Below are 19,944 nucleotides of genomic sequence, written 5' to 3'. Positions count from 1 at the left end.
TCCATCGGGGGTAACGTGGGTTACACCGGTTTCCTGGCCGTCGGGATAGGCGGCATGCTGGGCTGCTGGCTGCGTTGGTGGCTGGCCGTGGTATTCAACCCCCTGTTCCCCACGCTTCCGTTGGGGACCCTTGCCGCCAACCTGCTCGGCGGCTTCCTCATGGGTCTGACCCTCGGCGTGTTCGACCATTTCCAGACGCTGCCCGCCGAGGCGCGCCTGCTGGTCGCTACCGGATTTCTCGGCGGCCTCACGACTTTTTCGACCTTCTCGGCCGAAACTACCGGCCTGTTGCTGCGCCAGCAGTACGGCTGGTTCGCCGCGCATGTCGGCTCCAACCTGGTCGGCTCGATCGTCATGACGATCGCCGGGCTGACCATCGCACGCGGGGTATTGAAGCACTTCCAGTAGGCGCAACGCCGCGCGGAGCGGCGACAGGGTCACCAGGGAATCATTCGATGAGCCACGATCCTTCTTCTCTCAAGGCACGTGCACAGGATCTCCTCGAGCACGCGGGAGTCACCATCGGCGGCAGCCGCCCCACCGACATCGCGATCCACGACGAGCGCACCTACGCCCGCGTATTCGCCCACGGCTCGCTCGGACTCGGCGAGTCGTACATGGACGGCTGGTGGGATGTCGCCGACATGTCCGGTTTCTTCACCCGCGTGCTGTCATCGCACATCGACGACTCGCTGCGCACGCTCGACACGCTGATCGCCCACCTCAAGGCGCGCTTCCTCAACCTCCAGCGCGGCGAGCACGCCTGGGAAGTGGGCCGCCAGCATTACGACCTGGGCAACGACCTGTTCGAGGCCATGCTCGGCAAGCGCCTGGTGTATTCATGCGGCTACTGGGCCCAGGCCGGCAACCTCGACGACGCGCAGGAAGCCAAGCTCGACCTCATCTGCCGAAAGCTCCAGTTGAAACCGGGCCAGCGCATCCTCGATATCGGCTGTGGCTGGGGCGAGGCGCTGAAATTCGCGGCGGAGCGCTACGGCGTGAGCGGCGTCGGCGTCACCATATCGAAGGAGCAGGCGGAATACGCCCGTGCGCTGTGCGAGGGCCTACCCGTGGAAATACGCCTGCAGGACTACCGCGAACTGGACGAGCGCTTCGATGCCATCCTTTCCGTCGGCATGTTCGAGCACGTCGGTGGCAAGAACTACAGGACCTGGTTCGAGGTGGCCCGGCGCTGCCTGCACGCGGATGGCCTCGCCCTGCTGCACAGCATCGGCAGCAACGGCGCGCCGGGGCGGCCGGATCCATGGATCGAGAAATACATCTTCCCCAACTCGGTGATCCCCGCCATGAGCCAGGTCGCCTCCGCGCTGGAAGGTCTCTTCGTGGTCGAGGACTGGCACAACTTCGGCGCCGACTACGACCGTACACTCATGGCGTGGATGGCCAACTTCGAGGCGGCGTGGCCACGGCTTTCGAACAGCTACGACGAGCGCTTCCGCCGCATGTGGCGTTTCTACCTGGGCTGCTCGGCCGGCGTGTTCCGCAGCCGCCGCGACCAGTTGTGGCAACTCACCCTGTCGCCCCAGGGCGTACCGGGCGGCTACCGGGTCCCGCGCTGACGTCTCCATGACTTCTCGCCCCTTAGGGTCGGGGGCATGATCGCCGGCGCCTTTCTCATGCTGGTCGGCGCGGCGGCCGCGGTGCTGCTCGGGATCGCGGCAGAACGCCGCTCACTGGAAGACGTGGCCGCGCCACTCGGGCGTGCCTATGACTAGCCCGGCGACCACAAGGCGCCGCGTGAACGTGCCACGGTTCACGTATCACCCGTCGCGGGCAGCACTTTCCCCGCCGTACCGGTAAAATGCACACCTAACCCATCCAGTCAGTCCACCAGGGGAATACAGGGCGTGCAGCAGCGTAACTTCGAGGTATCGGTGGTCCAGCCGGGCGGAAAGGTCGCCATCGAGATCGAGTTCAACGAAAAAGTGCACGGCCTGTCCGGCGACACCGTGTGGCTGTCGCTAGAGGACGACACGAGCCTGGAAGACGCCGAGGCGCTGCGCGCGTTGCTCGAGCGCATCGGCCATCGCATCACGGTGACGAACGTACGCTCCTGACCGGCGCGGCGGTGTCCTTCACGGCCACCGCCAGCGGAACCACCTTCGGCGAGAGCCGATGGTTCACGCCGTGCACCTTGCCACACCCCAGGCAATGCCGGGTCATGCCCAACCCGCGCCGCGCCGCGCGTGGCACGCCGAGCAGGCAACCGCACACGTAGCAGCCGGCGATGGCGCCGCGCTCCCACAGGCGAAGGCGCACGGTCTGCACCGCGGCGACGCTCAGCGCGACAGCGAGGCCACTCGCGAACGTCCAGCCCGGCAGGTTCGAATAGAGGGAAAGGGTGCCGAATTCGCCCGGCAACTGTTGCGCCGCCTTCAGGCCGGCGGCGGCGAGTGCGCCACCGGCAAGGGCCAGCACGCCCGGCAGATAGGCCCGAAAATACATGCGTCCCGCGTACGACATGGCGCTCCCCTTCCCCAGCCGGATCCTCCCGGCCGGGTCAGAGTGTCGGTACGAGGGTCTACCGACCGTGAACGGCGAACCCGGGGCCGGGCTACGCCTTCGCCGGTTCGCCGAACGACGGTGGGCGGTCGGCTCCGGCCTTGCCGAAGGACTCGTTCGGCACATCGCCCATGACGAAGCTCAGCGTACCGCCGGCGGCCAGTTCCTTGTGGGGGATCCAGCTCTTCGTCCACGGCTTGCCGTTCCAGCTGACCGACTGGATGTACGGGCGGCCGGGGCCGTTGTCCTTTGCCTCGATGACCAGGACACGGCCACCGCCGACCTGCACTTCCGCGCGGTCGAGCAGCGGGCTGCCGAAAACGTAGTTCGTGCTGACCGGGTCCACCGCATACAGGCCCATGGCGCTCATCACGTACCAGGCGCTCATCTGGCCGCAGTCCTCGTTGCCGGGGAGGCCATCGGGCTCGGGCAGGTACATGGTCTCGAGCAGCATGCGCACGCGCGCCTGCGTCTTGTGATGGGCGCCGGTGTACGCATAGAGATAGGGCATGTGGTGGCCCGGCTCGTTGCCGAAGGCGTACTGGCCGACCATGCCGGCGATGTCTGGCGGTGCATTGTCCGGCAGGGTCGGGTCGGCATTGAACAAGCCATCGAGCTTCTTCTCGAAGCCTTCCTCGCCACCGAACAGGCCCATGTAGTTATACACGTCGTGCTGATTGAGGAAGGTGGCCTGCCATGCGTTCGATTCGGTGAAGTCACGCCAGCGGTTCGAATGGCCGATGGCGATCGGATCGAAGGGTTGCAGCCAGGTGCCGTCTTCGGCGCGGGGACGCATGAACTGCGTATCCTTGTCGAACACGTTGCGGTAGTTCTGCGAGCGCTTGCGCAGCAGCGACGCGTCGTCGCCGTGCCCGAGCGCCTCGGCCATGTGCGCCACCGCCCAGTCGTCATAGGCGTATTCCAGTGTCTTGCTGACCGCCTCGCCTTCCTTCTCGCTGGGGATATAGCCGAGCTTGCGGTAATAAGGCAGGCCGAAGTAGTCGTCCTGCATGGCCCGGCGACGGAACACCGGCCACGCCTTCATGTAATCGATCCCGGTGAAGCCCTTGGCCTGTGCCTCGGCCAGCACCACGGCCGAGTGGTAGCCGATCATGCAGACCGTCTCCACGCCTTGCAGCGGCCATACCGGCGCGCCACTGGGGCTTTCCACGGCGAGGCGGACGAGTCCATCGACCAGGTCTGGCACGCGCTCGGACTGGTACAGGGTGAACAGCGGATGCTCGGCGCGATAGGTATCCCACAGGGAATAGGTGCTGTAGTTGTGCCGGCCCTCGGGCAGCGTGTGCACCGCGCGGTCCATGCCACGGTAGCGGCCGTCGATGTCGCTGAACACGGTGGGCGCGAGCATCGTGTGGTACAGCGAGCTGTAGAACGTGCGCTTCACCTTGTCCGACGACGACGCGACACGGATCTTCGACAGCTCGTGTTCCCACTCCGCCTCGGCCGAGGCACGCACGCCGTCGAAGTCCCAACCCGGGATCTCGCCTTCGAGGTTGCGCATGGCGCCGTCGATGTCCACGCCGGAAATGCCGACCTTCACCAGCAGCGGCTCGCTCGACGCCTTGTCGAAATGCAGGGCCGCCTTGAGGTGGTCGCCCTTGGCGGTGGCCGTGCCCTTCGGCAGCGGCTTGTCGTTCTCGTACAGGGTGGCGATGGCGATCGGGCGCGAAACCTTCATCGCGAAATAGATGACACGCCCACTCGCCCACTGGTACACGCGCCGGCCACCGACGATCGTGTCGTTGCCGACCAGCGTGAGTTCCACGTCGCTGAGCCGGGTCGGCTTGTCCATGTCGTCCTGGTAGCCGTGGGTCATGTCCAGCAGCAGATGGGCATCGCCCTCCTTGCCGAAGGTGTAGCGGTGCATGCCCGTGCGCAGCGTGGCCGTGAGTTCGGCGAGGATGTCGTGCTGGGTGAGCTTCACCCGGTAGTAGCCCGGATGCGCCGACTCGTTCGTGTAATGCGAACGGTAGCCCTTCACGCCCGTCTTGTAGCCCTTCTCCGGCTTGCCGTCGCCCTGGCGCTTCGCATCGAAACGGGACACGTAGTTCACACCGTCGAAGTCGCGGTCGCCAGGCTGCAGGCGTACCGGTCCCATCGAGGGCATCACCAGGAAATCGAGCATGTCGGCGGCGCCGGTGCCGGACAGGTGCGTGTGCGAGAACCCCATGATCGAGCCGTCACCCTGGTGGTAGCCGGACGAGGCGTCCCACTGCGCGTTGTACGTGTCCGGGCTCAGCTGGACCATGCCGAACGGCCGGGTCGCACCGGGAAAGGTGTGACCGTGGCCGCCCGTGCCGACGAAGACGTCGACGTAACGCAAGACACCCTCCGCAGCGGTGCCGCCGCTGGCGGAGGACGCGTCCAGGCCTTCTTGCACGCCACTGGCCAGGGCGGTGAGGGAACCGACCTGACCCAGTGCCGTGAAGGCAGCCATCCCTTGCAGAAAACGTCGACGGGTAACCATGAATCGCTCCAGTTCGGGCGGCGTGTCAGACGCGCCGCAGGGAATCGGGTTGCTTGTCGGCCAGATGGACCACCAGCTCGCCGAACAAGGTATTGGCCCAGGCGAACCACGAGCGGGTGAATTGCTTCGGGTCGTCCTGGTCGAACGCTTCGTGCATGAAGCCGGTACCGGCGTGGGTCGTCTTCAGCCAGTGCAGGCACTGGCGGATCTCGGCCGTATCGTCGGTGGTGAAGGCTTTCATCATGATCGACATCGGCCAGATCATGCGCAGGCCCTCGTGCGGGCCACCGATGCCCTCACCGGCCGAGCCCTTGAAGAAGTACGGATTCGCCGCGCTCCAGACCTGCGCGCGCGTGCGCTCGTAGCGCGCGTCGCGGCCCGTGCATTCCAGGTAGGGCAGCGCGAGCAGGCTCGGCACGTTGGCGTCGTCCATGAACAGCTGGTTTCCATAGCCGTCCACTTCGTAGGCCCAGTAATCGCCATGCTCGCCCCGGATCGTGCCGTACTTTTCCACCGCGCCAGCGATCTCGTCGGCCAGCGCATGGCATTCACCGGCGAATGCCTGGTCGCCGAAGAACGTGCCATGCATCTGCGCGAGGCGGCGCAGGGTCACCACGGCGAAGAGGTTGCCGGGGATGTTGAACGGATACAGCGTCGCGTCGTCCGAGGGCCGGAACATCGCGTGGATCATGCCCACAGGACGCGTCGGCTGGCCGTAGCCGTGGAGGAACTGGCTTTCGGTCGGATTAGGCGACTGCCGCTGGAAATGATAAGGACCGGTACCGTCCTTGCGCTGCTGCGTACGGAAGGTGGTGACGATGAGCCGTGTCGCGGCGCGCCAGGATTCGTCGAACGGCTCGCGATCGCCCGTGGCCTGCCAATAACCGTGCGCCAGGCGCACAGGGTAGCAAAGCGAATCGATCTCCCACTTACGTTCCGCCACGCCAGGCAGCATGTCGGTCTGGTCGGCCTGCGCCCACTCCAGCTTGCTCTTGCCCTTGGGGTCGGGAAGGAAGGCGTTCGCATAGGGATCGATCGAGATACAACGCGACTGGCGGCGGATCAGCCCGCGGAACAGCTTGCGCAGGGCTTCGTCCTTCGCCGCCAGCGGCAAGTATGGCCAGACCTGCGCGGAGGAATCGCGCAACCACATCGCGTCGATGTCGCCGGTGACGACGAAGGTGTCCTCGTAGCCATCGAGGCGGCCGACTTCCACCGTGGTATCGAGCGTGTTCGGGAAACAGTTCTCGAACAGCCAGGCCAGTTCGGGGTCGGCGATCTTCTTCTTCGTCGAAGCGATCAGGCGTTCCACCGCCTCGCTGGTAAACTTGCGCTTGCCCACGGACGGACGCTTGCTCGGGAAGCGCGAGGCGGCGAAGGCCACCGTGCCGACTCCACCGACCGCCGCCGCGCCAGGCACGAGCGACAGCCACTTGATCAGGTTACGGCGGCTTGGGTTCACGGCTTGGTCTCCTTCAGGGCATCCACGAGCGAACGTATCGTGACCGCGCGGCGAAGCGCGTCGATGTCGACCTTGCCGTCGACGGCGATCTCGACGCTCTCGCCCGGCAGCAGGTCGAAGGCGTTGTTCGACAGACGCACGTCGAGGTCACCGGTATCGATCCATACCGCGCGGGCGAGGCGCTTCGTGCTCACGCTCAGCAGCGGACCCCGGTCACCGGCGCGAACCGCGATTTCGAGCCCCGGTTGCGCAGGCAAGGCAAGCGTGCGCGCGGCGCCGAAGTAAAGCAGGTGATGCGCGGCGACCTTGCCTTGCTCCAGCAAGTCGAACGACACCACGGTGTGTCGCGGATCGGCACCCTTGAGCAGGGCGGCGTCGTCGAGGCTGGCGACCGGCGTGCTGGACAACGCGGTGGCATGTACGGACTTGCTCTCTTCGCTCAGCAGCTTGCCGGCCATGTCGTAGACACGGGTGCGCAGCGTGGCGTCGAAAGCCGCGGTGCGGTCGGACACGGCGAAGACATCCGTCTTGCCGTCCCTGCGCAGCGGCACCACGTCCACCGGCGCGTAGAAGCGCTTGGCGTGGAACTGCAAGGCCTTCCAGCGGTTGAAGTAGTCGACGCTGGCCCACGATGCGCCGGGCCATACGTCGTTGAGCTGCCAGTACAGCGAGCCCATGTTGCGCGGGCGCGCGCTGCGCAGGTGCTCCGCCGCCAGCTCGATGCCCTCTGCCTGCATCACCTGGCTCAGGTATACGAACGAGGGAAAATCCTTCGGTTCGCCGTATTCCTGGCGAATGTACAGCAGCAAGCGCTGGTTACCGTCGCCATTGGCGAATTTCTGGTGCGCACGCATCACCTTCGACTCGGGCTGCATGTCGTCCGGTTGGGCGAATGCCTTGATCGTGGCCATCACCGGGAACGATTGCAGGCCGTATTCGGACTGGAAGCGCGGAGTGATATCGAGGTAGTGGGAGATGGGCTCGGACCCGGACCAGACCTTCCAATAATGGAAGTCGCCATCGTTCTCGACGTTGGCGGGGCCTTCGAAATCGGTGCTCGGCGAACTGGCCCAGTAAGGCGTGCCCGGCGACAGCTCGTTCACCACCTTGCGCAAGGTGCCGCCGAAGAGTTCGCGCATCCCGTCGTCGATCCGCTTGACCTCGTCGGCGTTGACGAACTTGCGGAAATCCTGGCGATCCGGCCAGTCGTCCCAGCCGGTCTGCACTTCGTTGTTACCCGCCCACAGCACGATCGACGGATGGTCGCGCAGTCGCGTGACCTGCTCCACCGCCTCGATACGCGTGTTCTCGCGGAAGGCATCGTCATACGGCGTGATCGCGCCACCGAACATGAAGTCCTGCCAGATCATCAGGCCGAGCCGGTCCGCCATCGCGTAGAAGGCGTCGTCCTGGTACGTGCCGCCGCCCCACATGCGCAGCATGTTCATGTTGGCGTCGTGTGCCGACTGCAGGATCGCCTGCATCCGTTCGGGCGTCACGCGGGAGGGAAAGCTGTCGAACGGAATGAGGTTGGCACCCTTGGCGAAGATCGGCACGCCATTGACCACGAAGGCGAAGCCCCTGCCCCACTGGTCCTTCTCCCGGCGCAGCTCCACGCTGCGCAGGCCGGTTTCCCGCTCCGCCTCGGCGACGGTCGCGCCATCGATGGCGACCGCGGCATGGAAGCGGTAGAGGTTCGGCTCGCCGTAACCCACCGGCCACCAGCGCTGCGGACGGTCGATGGCCACCGGCACGGTGATAGGGTTCTCGCCTGCCTTCAGCGCGACATCCTGCGTTTGTTCGCCATGGCGGCCATCGGGCGCGGTCCAGTCGACCTTCACCTTGGCACGGCCGGGCTTGTCCGCGCGGACATCGAGTTGCACCTGCAGGTCGGCCGCGGCCTCGTCGACCTTCGCCTGGGCGATATGCAGGTCCGCCACGCGCCAGCCATCCCAGCTTTCCAGCCGGACCGGGCGCCAGATACCCATGGTGACGTAACGCGGACCCCAGTCCCAGCCGTACTGGTAGTTCGCCTTGCGAACGTAGTTGGAGGTTTGCTTGCCCTTGGGTTCGTCACCGAACGCCGAGTCGAATTCACCCGGCAACGAGTACGGCTGCTTCGTCAGCCAGGGCTGGAGCCGTGCGATCGGGGATTGGAAATGCACCTGCAGCGTGTTGGTGCCGGCGTGCAGGCTGCCCTTCACCGGCAGGCGCCAGCGGCGGAACATGTTGTCCGCCGCGAGCAGCTTCTTGCCGTTGAGGCTGACCTCGGCGAACGTGTCGAGGCCATCGAAAACGAGATCGACGTGGTCGCGCTTCAGCGCGGCCGCGTCGAGTTGGAAATCCAACTGGTAATCCCAGTCGGTGAGGCCGATCCATTGCAGGCCGGCCTCGTTGTCGCGCCAGAACGGATCGCCGATCCGCCCTTGCGCCAGCAGGTCCGTCTGGACGGCACCCGGCACGACGGCCGGTTGCCAGTCCCGGAAACGCTCGCAGGATCCATTGCAGGACATCGTTCGCGCGTGCTGGTCCTCCGCCCCGGGAGCGAGGCGGAACCGCCAGCCGGCGGAGAGGTCTTTCTCCACCGGCGTGGCCGCGCCGGCGGCGCCGGCGATGAGCCAGGCCGCCAACGCCAGCGACGCGCGGCGCATCACAGCTTGAAGCCCAGCGTCATCATGTACGTGCGGCCGTTCTTGTACGCATTGAGCGGCTGGCTCGGCGTGTTGTTGTAGACGAAGTACGTCTCGTCCAGCAGGTTGGTGGCGTCGAGCGACACGCGGATGTGATCGTTCACCTGGTACCCCACGGAAGCATCGAGTTCACGGAAGATGCCCGTGATCTGCTGCGACTGCAACTGGGCGATCGAGGTGAAGTACGACGAACGCCAGCTGTAGGTCAGGCGAGCGCTCCACGGGCCCTGCTCGTAGAACGGCGACAGGTTGAACGAGTTCTTCGAGTTGTACGGCAACGGGAAGTCGTTGCTGGTGTCCGCGTCGGAGTAGGTGTAGTTGGCGAGGAAGCCGAAGCCGTAGCGGAAGTTCTGCTGGTAGCTGAGCGAGGCGCCCTTCACCTTGGCCACGCCGGCGTTGATCGGCACCTGCATCTGGTACACGTCGTCACGCAGGTTGGTCAGGTTGTAGTGCGTCTCGGCGACATTGGTGTTGAGGATATAGCCGGAGATGCGACGGAAGAACAGTTCGGCGGCGAGCACGCTGTTCTCCGAGAAGTACCACTCGGCCGACGCGCCATAGTTGGTCGACTTGTACGGGCCCAGATCGGTATTGCCACGCGAGCCGGTCAGCGTGCGGTCGTCCAGCGCCACGTACGGCGTCATCTGCTGGTAGCGCGGGCGGGCGATGGTCTTGGCCGCCGCGAAGCGCAGGGTCAGGTCGTCGGCCGCGTCGTAGGCGATGTTGAACGAGGGCAGCCAGTCGTGGTACGTGCTGCGCTTGTTCACGGCGCCGTAGACGTCCGGACCGATGGCGTTGTAACCGTTCACGGTATCGCGGGTACGGAAGTAGCGCACGCCGAGGTTGCCGCGATAGTCGTCGCCGGCGAAGTCGCCCTGGATGTAGAACGCGCGGTTCTGCTCCGCGACGCTGTAGGTGGCCTTCGGGTCGAGGGACACCGTGCCGTTCTTCAGGCTCTGCACGTAGGCCTTCATCAGGCCCGGATCGATCGTGGTCCAGTTGCCCATGTTGCCGGAGGAGCTCAGGCCGTCGAGGTAGCCGCTGGGCGTGCCGCCGTTGGCGAAGTCGGCCAGCGAGACACCGCTGCCATCCTGGCTGGGCAGGCGCGCCGCGTAGGCGTCCTGGCCGTCCAGGTGGTTGGTCGCCTTGATACCGACCTCGATCTGGTTCAGCGGCCCCCAGCTGACGTCGTGGGCGAAGTCGGCCTGGAAGTAGCGCTCGCGGTCGTAGCTCGGCGCGTAGCTGTAGCCGGCGCCATGGGCCAGCATCGCGGAGGCGTCGTCCGCGCTGTTGTAGTTGATCTGCGGATGCTGGCCCTTGAGGTTCCAGTCGAAACCGCCGAAGCCCTGGAACTGCATGTTCCAGATGCCGTCGGAACCGCCGGTGGAACCGGTGTAGCCGATCTGGCTCGACGCGGTCCAGCCGTCACCGAACCAGTCCGCGCGCAGCTGTGCGACGCCCGTGTTCACCGTCGAATCGCGCTCGTAGCCGTCGAGGTAGGTCGAGGTGTTGGCGTTGTAGCTGCCACTGGTGGCGACGCCGTTGTTGAAGCCCAGCGCGGTGGCGTTGGCGGCCGAACCGGACCACTCGCCGTAATGGCTCTGGTTGAAGTTGTTGAACTTCTCGGTGACGTACAGGCCGGTGAAGTTCAGCTCGAACGCGTCGTTCGGCTTCCATTGCAGGCCGGTCGACACGCCGTCGCGCGTGCGGCGCTGCTGGAACCACGCCGTGTTGATGGCGGTGGGATACACGCCCTTCGCGTCCGCCGGGACCACCGCCGGGTTGAACTGGTGGTCCGGATTGGTGTCGGTGGGATCGTTCACGCGCTGGTAGCCGAAGATCTCGGTGCCCTGGCGGTCGATGATCCGGTCCGAATGCATCAGCGAGCCGATCACGCCGAAGGTGCTGTCCTTGTTCTTCCAGCTGTACAGCACCGAGGCGTTCGGCTTGCCCTTGTCGGCGCGGTCGTTATAGCCATAGCTCACGCTGCCGGTCAGCGTGTTCGCCGGCAGGTCGAGCGGGCGGCGCGTGTTGACGATGACCGTGCCGCCGATGCTGCCTTCGTCGATGTTCGCCTGCGGGGTCTTGTAGACCTGGGCGTTGCCGATGATTTCCGACGCGAGCAGGCTGTAGTTGAACGAACGGCTGTCAGGGTTGTTCGGGTCCGAGGTCCAGTTCGTCGAGGCCACGGTCTGGCCATTGAGCATCAGGCGGTTCAGCGCCGGGTCGGTGCCCAGGATGCTGACCTTGTCGCCTTCGCCGAAGTTACGGTCGACACTGAGGCCCGGCAGGTGGGAAAGCGATTCGGCCACGTTGGTGTCGGGGAACTTGCCCACGTCTTCCGCGGAGATGGCGTCGACGATCGAATCGGCATTGCGCTTGAGATCGAGCGACTTCTGCAGGCTGGCCCGGATACCGGTGACCGTGATGCCGTTGAGGTTGGCGGCGTCCTGGACGCTGGCTTCCGAACCCGGCGTCGCGGCCGGCTCGTTCTTCTTCGCCGTCGTGGCGGCGGGAGCGGGGGTGGCCGCGTCCTGCGCCATGGCGCTGCCCGTGGCGAACAGGCCAGCCATGATGGCCATGGATAGCGCGCTGATTCGGTGGTTCACATCGATCTCCTGGAAAATGGATCACAGCGAAGGAGACGACGCTCGCGCATTCGCCCCCCTTCCCTGCGTGGTGCCTTCTTGGAAACGAACGCCACCGCGCAGGCTGACGCCCGCGTTCGCTACCGTTCGTTCCGCTGGATTTTGTTTTCGCCCTGCGCCCTATCGCGATCGCCCTGCGTGGCCGGCACGGCCCGCTTTCGTCGTCGCCATTGCAGTGGTGTTACCAAGCGGATTTTTAGGGGCCCATGACAACGTTGTCAACCGATTTTTTAACTCGATCTAAAGACACGGAGATTGACGTAAGTCACGGTTTCAATAGGAAATAGGCAAATGCGAAAAATAGTGCAGTGCGGAAATTCGCAGGCGTGATTTGGATCGATCCATGGAAGCGTGATACAAGCGACGGCTCGTCCTAAGCTGCTTTGCGGCCGTGGGTTTTCCCCGTGTCATCGACATCGGGAAGGACGGCGGCACACAAACCGCCGGCTTTGCTGCAATGCAGCGCGAAAATAAGGGGTTTGGCGTTCTTTTCCGGCGAAGTGGAAGGAACCCTTGGCCGGGCGGGCAGCGGGGAAATGCCCTGTCATCCCTCTATAGGGGTAGAAATAGGGGTAGAAGATCCATGGAGGTCGAATACTCCCATCAGTGGTCGGCACCAACTGACCGAGGAGGTGGGAGCCGCTTCGGCGGCGATCCCGCGGCAGCGGGCCAGGTACGGCAAGCACCCGTCGCCGGCAGGGTCGGCTCCCACCTCGAGCGGCTCCCACGGTTTTTCAGGGGCTCCAGGCTCACACTACTTCTTGCGCGGCCCCTTTCCTCTGGCCGCCGGCGCACGCTTGGCCGGTGCCGGTGCCTTTCGGGCCGCGGACGCTTTCTTGGCCGGCGCTTTCTTGGCTACCGATTTCGTCACCGTCGCCTTGCGTGCCGGTGCGGCCTTCTTCACCGCGGTGCGGCGCAAGGTCTTCTTCGCGGCGGCCCTTTGCGCGGCCTTGCGGCGCTCCGGCGATTTCTGCGCGGGCGAAGGCGCGTCCACCTTGGGCCTCGCCGTGCGCCTGGCGTTGAGTTCGTTCGCCGAGTTCAGTGGACGCCACGAACGTCCACCCAGGGCCAGCAAGGTATCGGCCGAAGCGGGGCCGGCGCTGCCGGACGCATAGTTCGGGAAGTCGGCGGGCGTGCGCTGTGCCCAGTCGTCGAGGATCGGCTGCACGGCACGCCAGCATGCCTCGACCATGTCGGCCCGTTGGAACAAGGTGGCGTCGCCGGTCATGCAGTCGTACAGCAAGGTCTCGTAGCCCACGTTGGGCTCGGCACGGAACCAGTCGGCGTACTTGAAATCCATGCGCACGGGTGCGAGTTCCACGCGCGGGCCCGGACGCTTCACGTCGAACTGCAACGAGATGCCTTCGTCGGGCTGGATCTGCAATACCAGCCAGTCCGGACCGAACGCGTCCATGCCCGTGCCGCGAAACGGCGCGAACGGCGCGGACTTGAAGCGGATCGCGATCTCCGTGGTGCGCCGGCCCATGTGCTTGCCGGTGCGCAGGTAGAAGGGCACGCCCGACCAGCGCCAGGTGTCGATCGACAGCTTCATGGCGACGAAGGTTTCGGTGACGGAATCAGCCGCCACGTTCGGTTCGTCGCGGTAGGAGATCGCCAGTTCCCCGTTCACCGCGCCCGGGCCGTACTGCCCGCGCACGGCGTCCTCGGGCTGGATGGGACGGATCGCCTCGATGGTCTCGGCCTTGCGCGTACGCACGGCCTCCGCGTCGAACGAGGTCGGTGGCTCCATCGCGACCATCGCCAGCAACTGGAACAGATGGTTCGGCACCATGTCGCGCAATGCACCGGTCTGCTCGTAGAACGACCCGCGACGCTCGACGCCGACCGTCTCTGCCACGGTGATCTGCACATGGTCGATGCGATCGCGGTTCCAGATGGGCTCGAACAGGCCGTTGGCGAAACGGAAGGCCATGATGTTCTGCACCGTTTCCTTGCCGAGGAAATGATCGATGCGGTAGATCTGGTCTTCGCGCAGCACCTTGAGGATGCGCTCGTTGAGCGCATGCGCGGAGGCGAGGTCGTGGCCGAACGGTTTCTCGACGATCACCCTGCGCCAGCACTGGCCATCGGGGCCGCCATCGTCGACCAGGCCGGCCTCGTGCAGTTTCTCGATCACGTCGCCGAAGAAGCGCTCCGGCGTGGCGAGGTAGAACAACACGTTGCCCTTGGTGCCACGGCGGCGCTCCGCGTCCTTGAGCTTGATCGCGAGGCTCTGGAAAGCGGTGAGGTCGTCGAAGTCGCCAGCGTGGTAAGTCATCTGGCCGCTCAGCCAGCCCCACGCATCGGCGTCGAGCCTGCTGCCGCTGTTGCCGACGAACCGCTCGAGTGCGGCGGTCAGGCTCTTCTTCCAGGCATTGTCGGTCATCTTGCCGTGATTGAAACCGATCACGGAGAAGTTGTCGGACAGCAGGCCGGTGCGACGCATGTTGTAGAGGGCGGGAACGACGAGGCGGCTGGTGAGGTCACCAGCGGCGCCGAAAATCACGACGGTACACGGGTCTGCCGGGTGAGCGCGTGAGGCGACGCGCTTCGGTTGGGCTTGGCTCATGCACGGACTCCTTGGGGATCGAGGGCTTCGGGGGTGGCGTGGACATCCGCCGTCGCGCTGTAACGATGCGCAAGGCTGAAAGCGGCATTAACCAACGCGACGTGTGAAAAGGCTTGTGGGAAATTGCCCAGTTGCCGTTTCGACCGTGGATCGTACTCCTCCGCGAGCAGGCCGAGGTCGTTCGCGAGCCCGATGAGGCGCTTGAACAATTCGCGTGCTTCGTCGAGGCGGCCGAGCAATACGTAGTTCTCCACCAACCAGAAGCTGCATGGCAGGAACTCACCCTCTCCAGGGGGCAGGCCGTCCACGCCGCTGCGCGTGTCGTAGCGGCGCACGAAGCCGTCGACGAGCAGGTCTTCCTCGATCGCCCGTACCGTGGCGACGATGCGCGGATCGTCCGGCGGCAGGAAGTCGGTGAGGGTCACCAGAAGCAGGCTGGCATCCAGTTCGGTCGACCCGTACGACTGGGTGAAGCAGCCGCGCGCGGGGTCGACGCCCTTGGCCAGGATGTCGGCCTTGATTTCGTCCGCGATCGCGCGCCAGCGCCGGGTGAAACCCGGATCATGACCGTGCCGGTCCTGTTCGGCGGCACGCTGGAACGCCAGCCAGGCCATCACCTTCGAATGCACGAAATGGCGTGGCTCGCCGCGGATTTCCCAGATGCCCTCATCCGGCTGGCGCCAGATTCCGGCGAGATGTTCCAGGAACACCGCCTGCACGCCGTCGGCCTCGGGTTGCAGGGCGACGCCATGGCGGATGGCATGGGCGAAGGCACCGACGAGCTCCCCGAAGATGTCCAGCTGGAACTGCGCGGACGCGGCGTTGCCGATGCGTACGGGCTTCGCTCCCTCGTAGCCGGCGAGCCAGGGCACCTCGTATTCCTCCAGGCGGCGCTCGCCGGCCACGCCATAGAGGACCTGAAGCTGGTCCGGGGATCCCGCGACCGCCCGGCGCACCCAGTCGCGCCACGCGCTGGCTTCGTCGTGATACCCCGCGTTGACCAGGGCCGAAAGCACGAAGGTGGCGTCGCGCGCCCAACAATAACGGTAATCCCAGTTGCGCTGGCCACCCAATTGCTCGGGAAGCGAGGTGGTGGGTGCCGCGATGATGCCGCCCGTGGGCAGGTAGCTCAGGCCCTTGAGCACCACCAGCGAACGGCGGACGATATCGCTCCACTCACCGCTGTCGTTGCAGCGATTCGACCATTTCTCCCAGAACGCGAGGGAATCGCGCAGTTCGGCATGGGGATCGAGTGCGGCGGGCGGCGGCAGGTGCGAGGGACCCCAGGCCATCATGAAGGGAACGGAATCGCCCTTGCCCACCACGAAGCGGGCGACGCTGTGCATGCCCTCGCCCTCCACGGCCACCGGACTGCGCACGACCAGCATGTCCGGTCCCGCGACGGCGGTGAGGGTGGTCTCGTCCACGCGGCTGACCCAGGGCACGGCATTGCCGTAATCGAAGCGGATCGTGAGGACGGCTTCGAAATCCACCCGGCCCTCGATGCCTTCGACGATGCGCGTGACACCCACCTGGTCGCCGGCGAACGGCATGAAATCGATGACCCTCGCCCGTCCCGTGGCCGTGCGCCATTCCGTCTCGAGCACGAGGCTACCGTCGATGTAGCGGCGTGTGCATGCGGCATCGGGATCGGCGGGGGCGATTCGCCACCTTCCGTTGTCTTCATCGCCGACGAGGGCGGCGAAGCAGGAAGCGGAGTCGAAGCGAGGCAGGCATAACCAGTCGATCGAACCGTTCCGTGCCACCAGTGCGGCGCTTCGGCAGTTGCCGAGCATCGCGTAGTCCTCGATCAGGGATGCCATGCTGTCCTCGTCGTCTCGACCGCCAGTCCTTCGACCATAACGAACAGGCCGTTAGGCCGGCGTATCCGCATCAATGTGCGGGGCTGCCCCGCCGTGGCTGTGCCGCCTCGAACATGCTGTGCGCAAGTTCCTGCTCACCGTAGATCACGTCGCTCGCGCCCAGGCCGTCGAGATGGGCGACGCATTCCACCGAGTGCGCGCGCGCCACGATGGGAAGATCCGGGCGCAGGGCACGCGCGGCGCGAACGATCTGCCCGCCTTCGAAAGGATCGGGCACGGCGACGATCAGCGCCCTGGCACCCGCGAGGTTCGCCTCCGCCAGCACCGGCGCGGCCGCGGCGTTGCCGATCACGATCTCGGCGATGTCCTTGCGGCGTAGTTCGCGGACCGCATCCTCATCGGATTCGATCACCAGCGTGCGCGCCCCGACGGCGTGCAGCTCGTCGAATACGCGGCGCCCGACGCGGCCATAACCGACCAGCACCGTATGCCCGGCGATGGCGTCGGGATGATCCTCCGGCGCATCGGAATCGTGCCTCGCGATCCAGCGGTCGAGCGCCGCGAAAAGCAGCGGGTTGACCAGGATGGAGACGATCGCCGCGGCGAGCAGCACATCGCGCGCCTGTTCGCTCAACAGGCCCTGCGAAACACCGAGGCCGGCGAGGATGAAGGAAAACTCGCCGATTTGCGCAAGGCTGGTGGCGATGGTGAGCGCCGTCTTCGCGGGCCGGCCGAAGGCGCGCACGATGGCGAAGGCGGCCACCGATTTGCCCACGATGATGATGAGGCAGGCCGCCAGCACGATCCACGGGTGTTCGAGCAGGATGCCCGGGTTGAACAACATGCCGATCGATACGAAGAACAACACGGCGAAGGCATCGCGCAGCGGCAGTGTTTCCTCCGCGGCGCGTTGGGACAATTTCGACTCGCCCATCATCATGCCGGCAAAGAAGGCACCGAGTTCGAACGAAACGTCGAACAGATGGGCCGCCCCGAACGCGATGCCCAGCGCGATGGCGAGCACGGCGAGGCGGAACAGTTCACGCGAGCCGCTGGCCGAGATCGCCTGGAGCGTCCACGGAATGGCGCGCTTGCCGACGATAAGCATCAGCGCGACGAACACGACGACCTTGCCGACGGTCCAGGCCACCGTCTCCAGCAGGGCACCCATGGTCGCTGACGAACCGCCCTTCTCCGTACCGAGGAAGCCGCCGATCGCCGGAAGCAGCACCAGGGCCAGCACCATCGCCAGGTCCTCGACGATCAGCCATCCCACCGCGATGCGACCTCGGTCGCTGTCGAGCAGGCGGCGCTCCTCCATCGCGCGGAGCAGGACCACTGTACTGGCCACCGAGAGGGCGAGACCGAACACAAAGCCTTGCGCGAGCGGCCAGTCGAGCAGCCAGCCCAGCAGCATGCCCAGGCCGGTGGCGACAGCCATCTGCACCGCGGCCCCGGGAACGGAGATGGCCTTGACCGAGAGGAGGTCTTTCAGGGAAAAGTGCAGGCCCACGCCGAACATGAGCAAGATGACGCCGAGGTCCGCGAGTTCCTGGGCGATGTGCGCATCGGCGACCCAGCCCGGCGTGAACGGACCGGCGACCACGCCGGCGACGAGGTAGCCGGCCAGGACAGGCAACCTCAGCCGGTGGGCGATCGCGCCGAAGATGAAGGCGAGAACGAGGCCACCGACAATGGTGGCGATAAGCGGCGTGGCGTCGTGCATGGCGGCTTCCCTGAGTCGTCCCGAAAGCAATGGGGGCAAGCGCGGACCCACGCAAGCACCACATGCATGAGACTTGTCTCAACCCACTGCCATCTGCGAGACCGTGCAACTTCCGTGGAGCCGCCCGGTGGGAGCCGTCAGCCTGCCGCCGTAAGCACCGCGAGGAAATCCTTGCCATAGCGTTTGAGCTTGTTCTCGCCCACGCCGCTGATCGAGGCCAGTTCCTCTTCGTTTCCCGGCAACGCGCGAAGCATGGCCAGCAACGTGGCGTCATGGAAGATCACGTAGGCCGGAACACCGTGCTGCCTGGCCAGTTCGGCGCGTACGCGACGCAGTTCTTCCCATAACGGCTGTTCGATTTCCTCGATGCCGAGCGAACCACCCGGCACGGTGGCCGGCGACCGCTTACCGCGGCGTCCCTTCGCCGGCCGTGCGTCCTCGCGCAGCCACACCCGGCGCTCACCCTTCAGCACCGGGCCACTGGTGGACGACAGGCGCAAGGTGCCGAAGCCCTCGGGATCCGCCTCGATCCATCCGGCCGCGAGCAACTGGCGGAACACCGAACGCCATTGCGTGGCATCCATGTCGGCGCCGACGCCGAACACGGTGAGCTTGTCGTGGCCGAGTTCGCGGACGCGCTCGCCGGCTTCGCCGCGAAGGATATCGATGAGATGTCCGGCGCCGTAGCGTTGTCCACTGCGATAGATGCAGGACATGGCTTTCTGCGCCGCCAGCGTGGCATCCCACGTCTTCGGCGGCACCAGGCAGTTGTCGCAGTTGCCGCAGGGCTCGGGATAGGTTTCGGCGAACGCTTCCAGCAACAGCTGTCGACGGCAGCGCGTCGCCTCCGCATAGCCGAGCAATGAGTCGAGCTTCAGGCGCTCGATGCGCTTGCGGTCGTCGCCCGCTTCCGATTGCGAGATCATCTGGCTCATGGTGACGACGTCGCCCAGGCCGTAGACCATCCAGGCTTCGGCGGGGAGGCCGTCGCGGCCGGCGCGGCCGGTTTCCTGGTAGTAGCCCTCCATGCTGCGCGGCAGGTCGAGGTGTGCCACGAAGCGCACGTCGGGCTTGTCGATCCCCATGCCGAAGGCGACGGTGGCGACCATCACCACGCCTTCCTCGCGAAGGAAGCGCTGCTGGTGCCGGGTTCGTGTCTCCGTATCGAGACCGGCGTGGTACGCCAAGGACTCGATGCCAGCCTCCATCAGCCACGCGGCGGTTTCGTCCACCTTGCGCCGGCTCAGGCAATAGACGATGCCCGCCTCGCCGCGATGCCCGTCGAGGAAATCGAGCAGTTGCCGCCGCGCGTTCTGGCGCGGGGCCACGCGATAGCGGATGTTCGGACGGTCGAAACTCGAAACGAAGCGACGCGCCTCGTGCAGTCCCAGCCGTTCGACGATTTCCTCGCGGGTACGCTCGTCGGCGGTCGCCGTGAGCGCGATGCGCGGCACGTCGGGGAATCGCTCGTGGAGGATCGCGAGCCCACGGTACTCGGGCCGGAAATCGTGTCCCCACTGCGAGACGCAATGGGCTTCGTCGATGGCGAACAGCGCGACGGGAATGCGCTCGAGCAGGCCGAGGAAACGCCCCGTGAGCAGGCGTTCGGGGGCCACGTAGAGCATGTCGAGTTCGCCGGCCAGGAGCAGGTCCTCGACCTCGCGCTGGGTCGCCGCGTCGAGGCTGGAATTGAGGTATCGCGCCTTCACGCCCGCTTCGGTCAGGGCGTCGACCTGGTCCTGCATCAGGGCGATCAGCGGCGAGACGACGATGCCCGTCCCGTGACGCATGAGGGCCGGAATCTGGAAGCAAAGCGACTTGCCGCCGCCCGTCGGCATGAGCACCAGCGCATCGCCCCCACCGGCGACCTCATCGACGATGGCTTGTTGTTGACCGCGGAATCCGGGGTAGCCGAATACGGAATGGAGAAGATCGAGAGCCTGGGACTGCATCCGTCCATGCTAACAAACCGGCGCGACATGCCGGCACAAGACGGCAGCTGAACGGGATGTAGG

General features: G+C 65.7%; 12 protein-coding genes. 3 read left to right on the top strand and 9 right to left on the bottom strand.

Annotation, left to right across the window (positions count from 1 at the left end; translation table 11 throughout):
• Positions 1-15: 15 nt before the first annotated feature.
• The 3 genes from crcB (at position 16) to J2T07_RS10660 (ending at position 2,078) form a co-directional block, all read left to right on the top strand.
• On the top strand, positions 16-408 hold the full coding sequence (gene crcB, locus J2T07_RS10670; RefSeq protein WP_306849767.1) for a fluoride efflux transporter CrcB: 393 nt from the start codon (positions 16-18) through the stop codon (positions 406-408).
• A gap of 47 nt (positions 409-455) precedes the next feature.
• Positions 456-1,580: a cyclopropane fatty acyl phospholipid synthase gene (gene cfa, locus J2T07_RS10665; protein ID WP_306849765.1), complete on the top strand. Its 1,125-nt coding sequence runs from the start codon at positions 456-458 to the stop codon at positions 1,578-1,580.
• 288 nt (positions 1,581-1,868) lie between these two features.
• Entirely contained in the window at positions 1,869-2,078 is a 210-nt protein-coding gene (locus tag J2T07_RS10660) for a hypothetical protein (protein ID WP_306849763.1), read from the top strand.
• Here the strand turns inward: J2T07_RS10660 and J2T07_RS10655 are convergent.
• The 9 genes from J2T07_RS10655 to recQ form a co-directional block, all read right to left on the bottom strand.
• Positions 2,053-2,484: a hypothetical protein gene (locus tag J2T07_RS10655; protein WP_306849761.1), complete on the bottom strand. Its 432-nt coding sequence runs from the start codon at positions 2,482-2,484 to the stop codon at positions 2,053-2,055. The two genes, J2T07_RS10660 and J2T07_RS10655, sit on opposite strands and share 26 nt — an antisense overlap.
• A gap of 91 nt (positions 2,485-2,575) precedes the next feature.
• Complete coding sequence (locus J2T07_RS10650; RefSeq protein WP_306849759.1) at positions 2,576-5,011, bottom strand: GH92 family glycosyl hydrolase; 2,436 nt, start codon at positions 5,009-5,011, stop codon at positions 2,576-2,578.
• A gap of 25 nt (positions 5,012-5,036) precedes the next feature.
• Positions 5,037-6,473 (bottom strand): glycoside hydrolase family 125 protein, encoded by a 1,437-nt coding sequence (locus J2T07_RS10645; protein WP_430539344.1) that lies wholly within the window; start codon positions 6,471-6,473, stop codon positions 5,037-5,039.
• Positions 6,470-9,124 carry a beta-mannosidase gene (locus J2T07_RS10640; protein WP_306849757.1) on the bottom strand — a complete coding sequence of 885 codons (2,655 nt, stop codon included), beginning with the start codon at positions 9,122-9,124 and terminating at the stop codon, positions 6,470-6,472. Before J2T07_RS10640 ends, J2T07_RS10645 begins: the two co-directional genes overlap by 4 nt.
• Positions 9,124-11,706 carry a TonB-dependent receptor gene (locus J2T07_RS10635; RefSeq protein WP_430539358.1) on the bottom strand — a complete coding sequence of 861 codons (2,583 nt, stop codon included), beginning with the start codon at positions 11,704-11,706 and terminating at the stop codon, positions 9,124-9,126. Before J2T07_RS10635 ends, J2T07_RS10640 begins: the two co-directional genes overlap by 1 nt.
• A gap of 859 nt (positions 11,707-12,565) precedes the next feature.
• The gene (zwf, locus tag J2T07_RS10630; protein ID WP_306849755.1) at positions 12,566-14,380 is read right to left on the bottom strand and encodes a glucose-6-phosphate dehydrogenase; all 1,815 of its coding nucleotides are present in this window, start codon (positions 14,378-14,380) and stop codon (positions 12,566-12,568) included.
• Complete coding sequence (locus tag J2T07_RS10625; RefSeq protein ID WP_306849753.1) at positions 14,377-16,203, bottom strand: glycoside hydrolase family 15 protein; 1,827 nt, start codon at positions 16,201-16,203, stop codon at positions 14,377-14,379. Before J2T07_RS10625 ends, zwf begins: the two co-directional genes overlap by 4 nt.
• A 70-nt stretch (positions 16,204-16,273) precedes the next feature.
• Entirely contained in the window at positions 16,274-17,929 is a 1,656-nt protein-coding gene (gene ybaL, locus J2T07_RS10620) for a YbaL family putative K(+) efflux transporter (RefSeq protein ID WP_306849751.1), read from the bottom strand.
• Between the two features lie 137 nt (positions 17,930-18,066).
• Positions 18,067-19,881 (bottom strand): DNA helicase RecQ, encoded by a 1,815-nt coding sequence (gene recQ / locus J2T07_RS10615; protein ID WP_306849749.1) that lies wholly within the window; start codon positions 19,879-19,881, stop codon positions 18,067-18,069.
• Positions 19,882-19,944 lie beyond the last annotated feature (63 nt).

This window comes from Luteibacter jiangsuensis (assembly GCF_030812295.1).
Lineage (GTDB): Bacteria > Pseudomonadota > Gammaproteobacteria > Xanthomonadales > Rhodanobacteraceae > Luteibacter > Luteibacter jiangsuensis_A.
This window is presented reverse-complemented; position numbering and strand designations above follow the sequence as displayed.

Bases quoted from the DNA above. Each gene is read 5' to 3' on its own strand.
- cfa (WP_306849765.1), top strand. From the start codon at position 456: ATGAGCCACGATCCTTCTTCTCTCAAGGCACGTGCACAGGATCTCCTC.
- J2T07_RS10655 (WP_306849761.1), bottom strand. From the start codon at position 2,484: ATGTCGTACGCGGGACGCATGTATTTTCGGGCCTATCTGCCGGGCGTG.
- J2T07_RS10650 (WP_306849759.1), bottom strand. From the start codon at position 5,011: ATGGTTACCCGTCGACGTTTTCTGCAAGGGATGGCTGCCTTCACGGCA.
- J2T07_RS10640 (WP_306849757.1), bottom strand. From the start codon at position 9,124: ATGCGCCGCGCGTCGCTGGCGTTGGCGGCCTGGCTCATCGCCGGCGCC.
- J2T07_RS10635 (WP_430539358.1), bottom strand. From the start codon at position 11,706: ATGGCGCAGGACGCGGCCACCCCCGCTCCCGCCGCCACGACGGCGAAG.
- zwf (WP_306849755.1), bottom strand. From the start codon at position 14,380: ATGAGCCAAGCCCAACCGAAGCGCGTCGCCTCACGCGCTCACCCGGCA.
- J2T07_RS10625 (WP_306849753.1), bottom strand. From the start codon at position 16,203: ATGGCATCCCTGATCGAGGACTACGCGATGCTCGGCAACTGCCGAAGC.
- ybaL (WP_306849751.1), bottom strand. From the start codon at position 17,929: ATGCACGACGCCACGCCGCTTATCGCCACCATTGTCGGTGGCCTCGTT.
- recQ (WP_306849749.1), bottom strand. From the start codon at position 19,881: ATGCAGTCCCAGGCTCTCGATCTTCTCCATTCCGTATTCGGCTACCCC.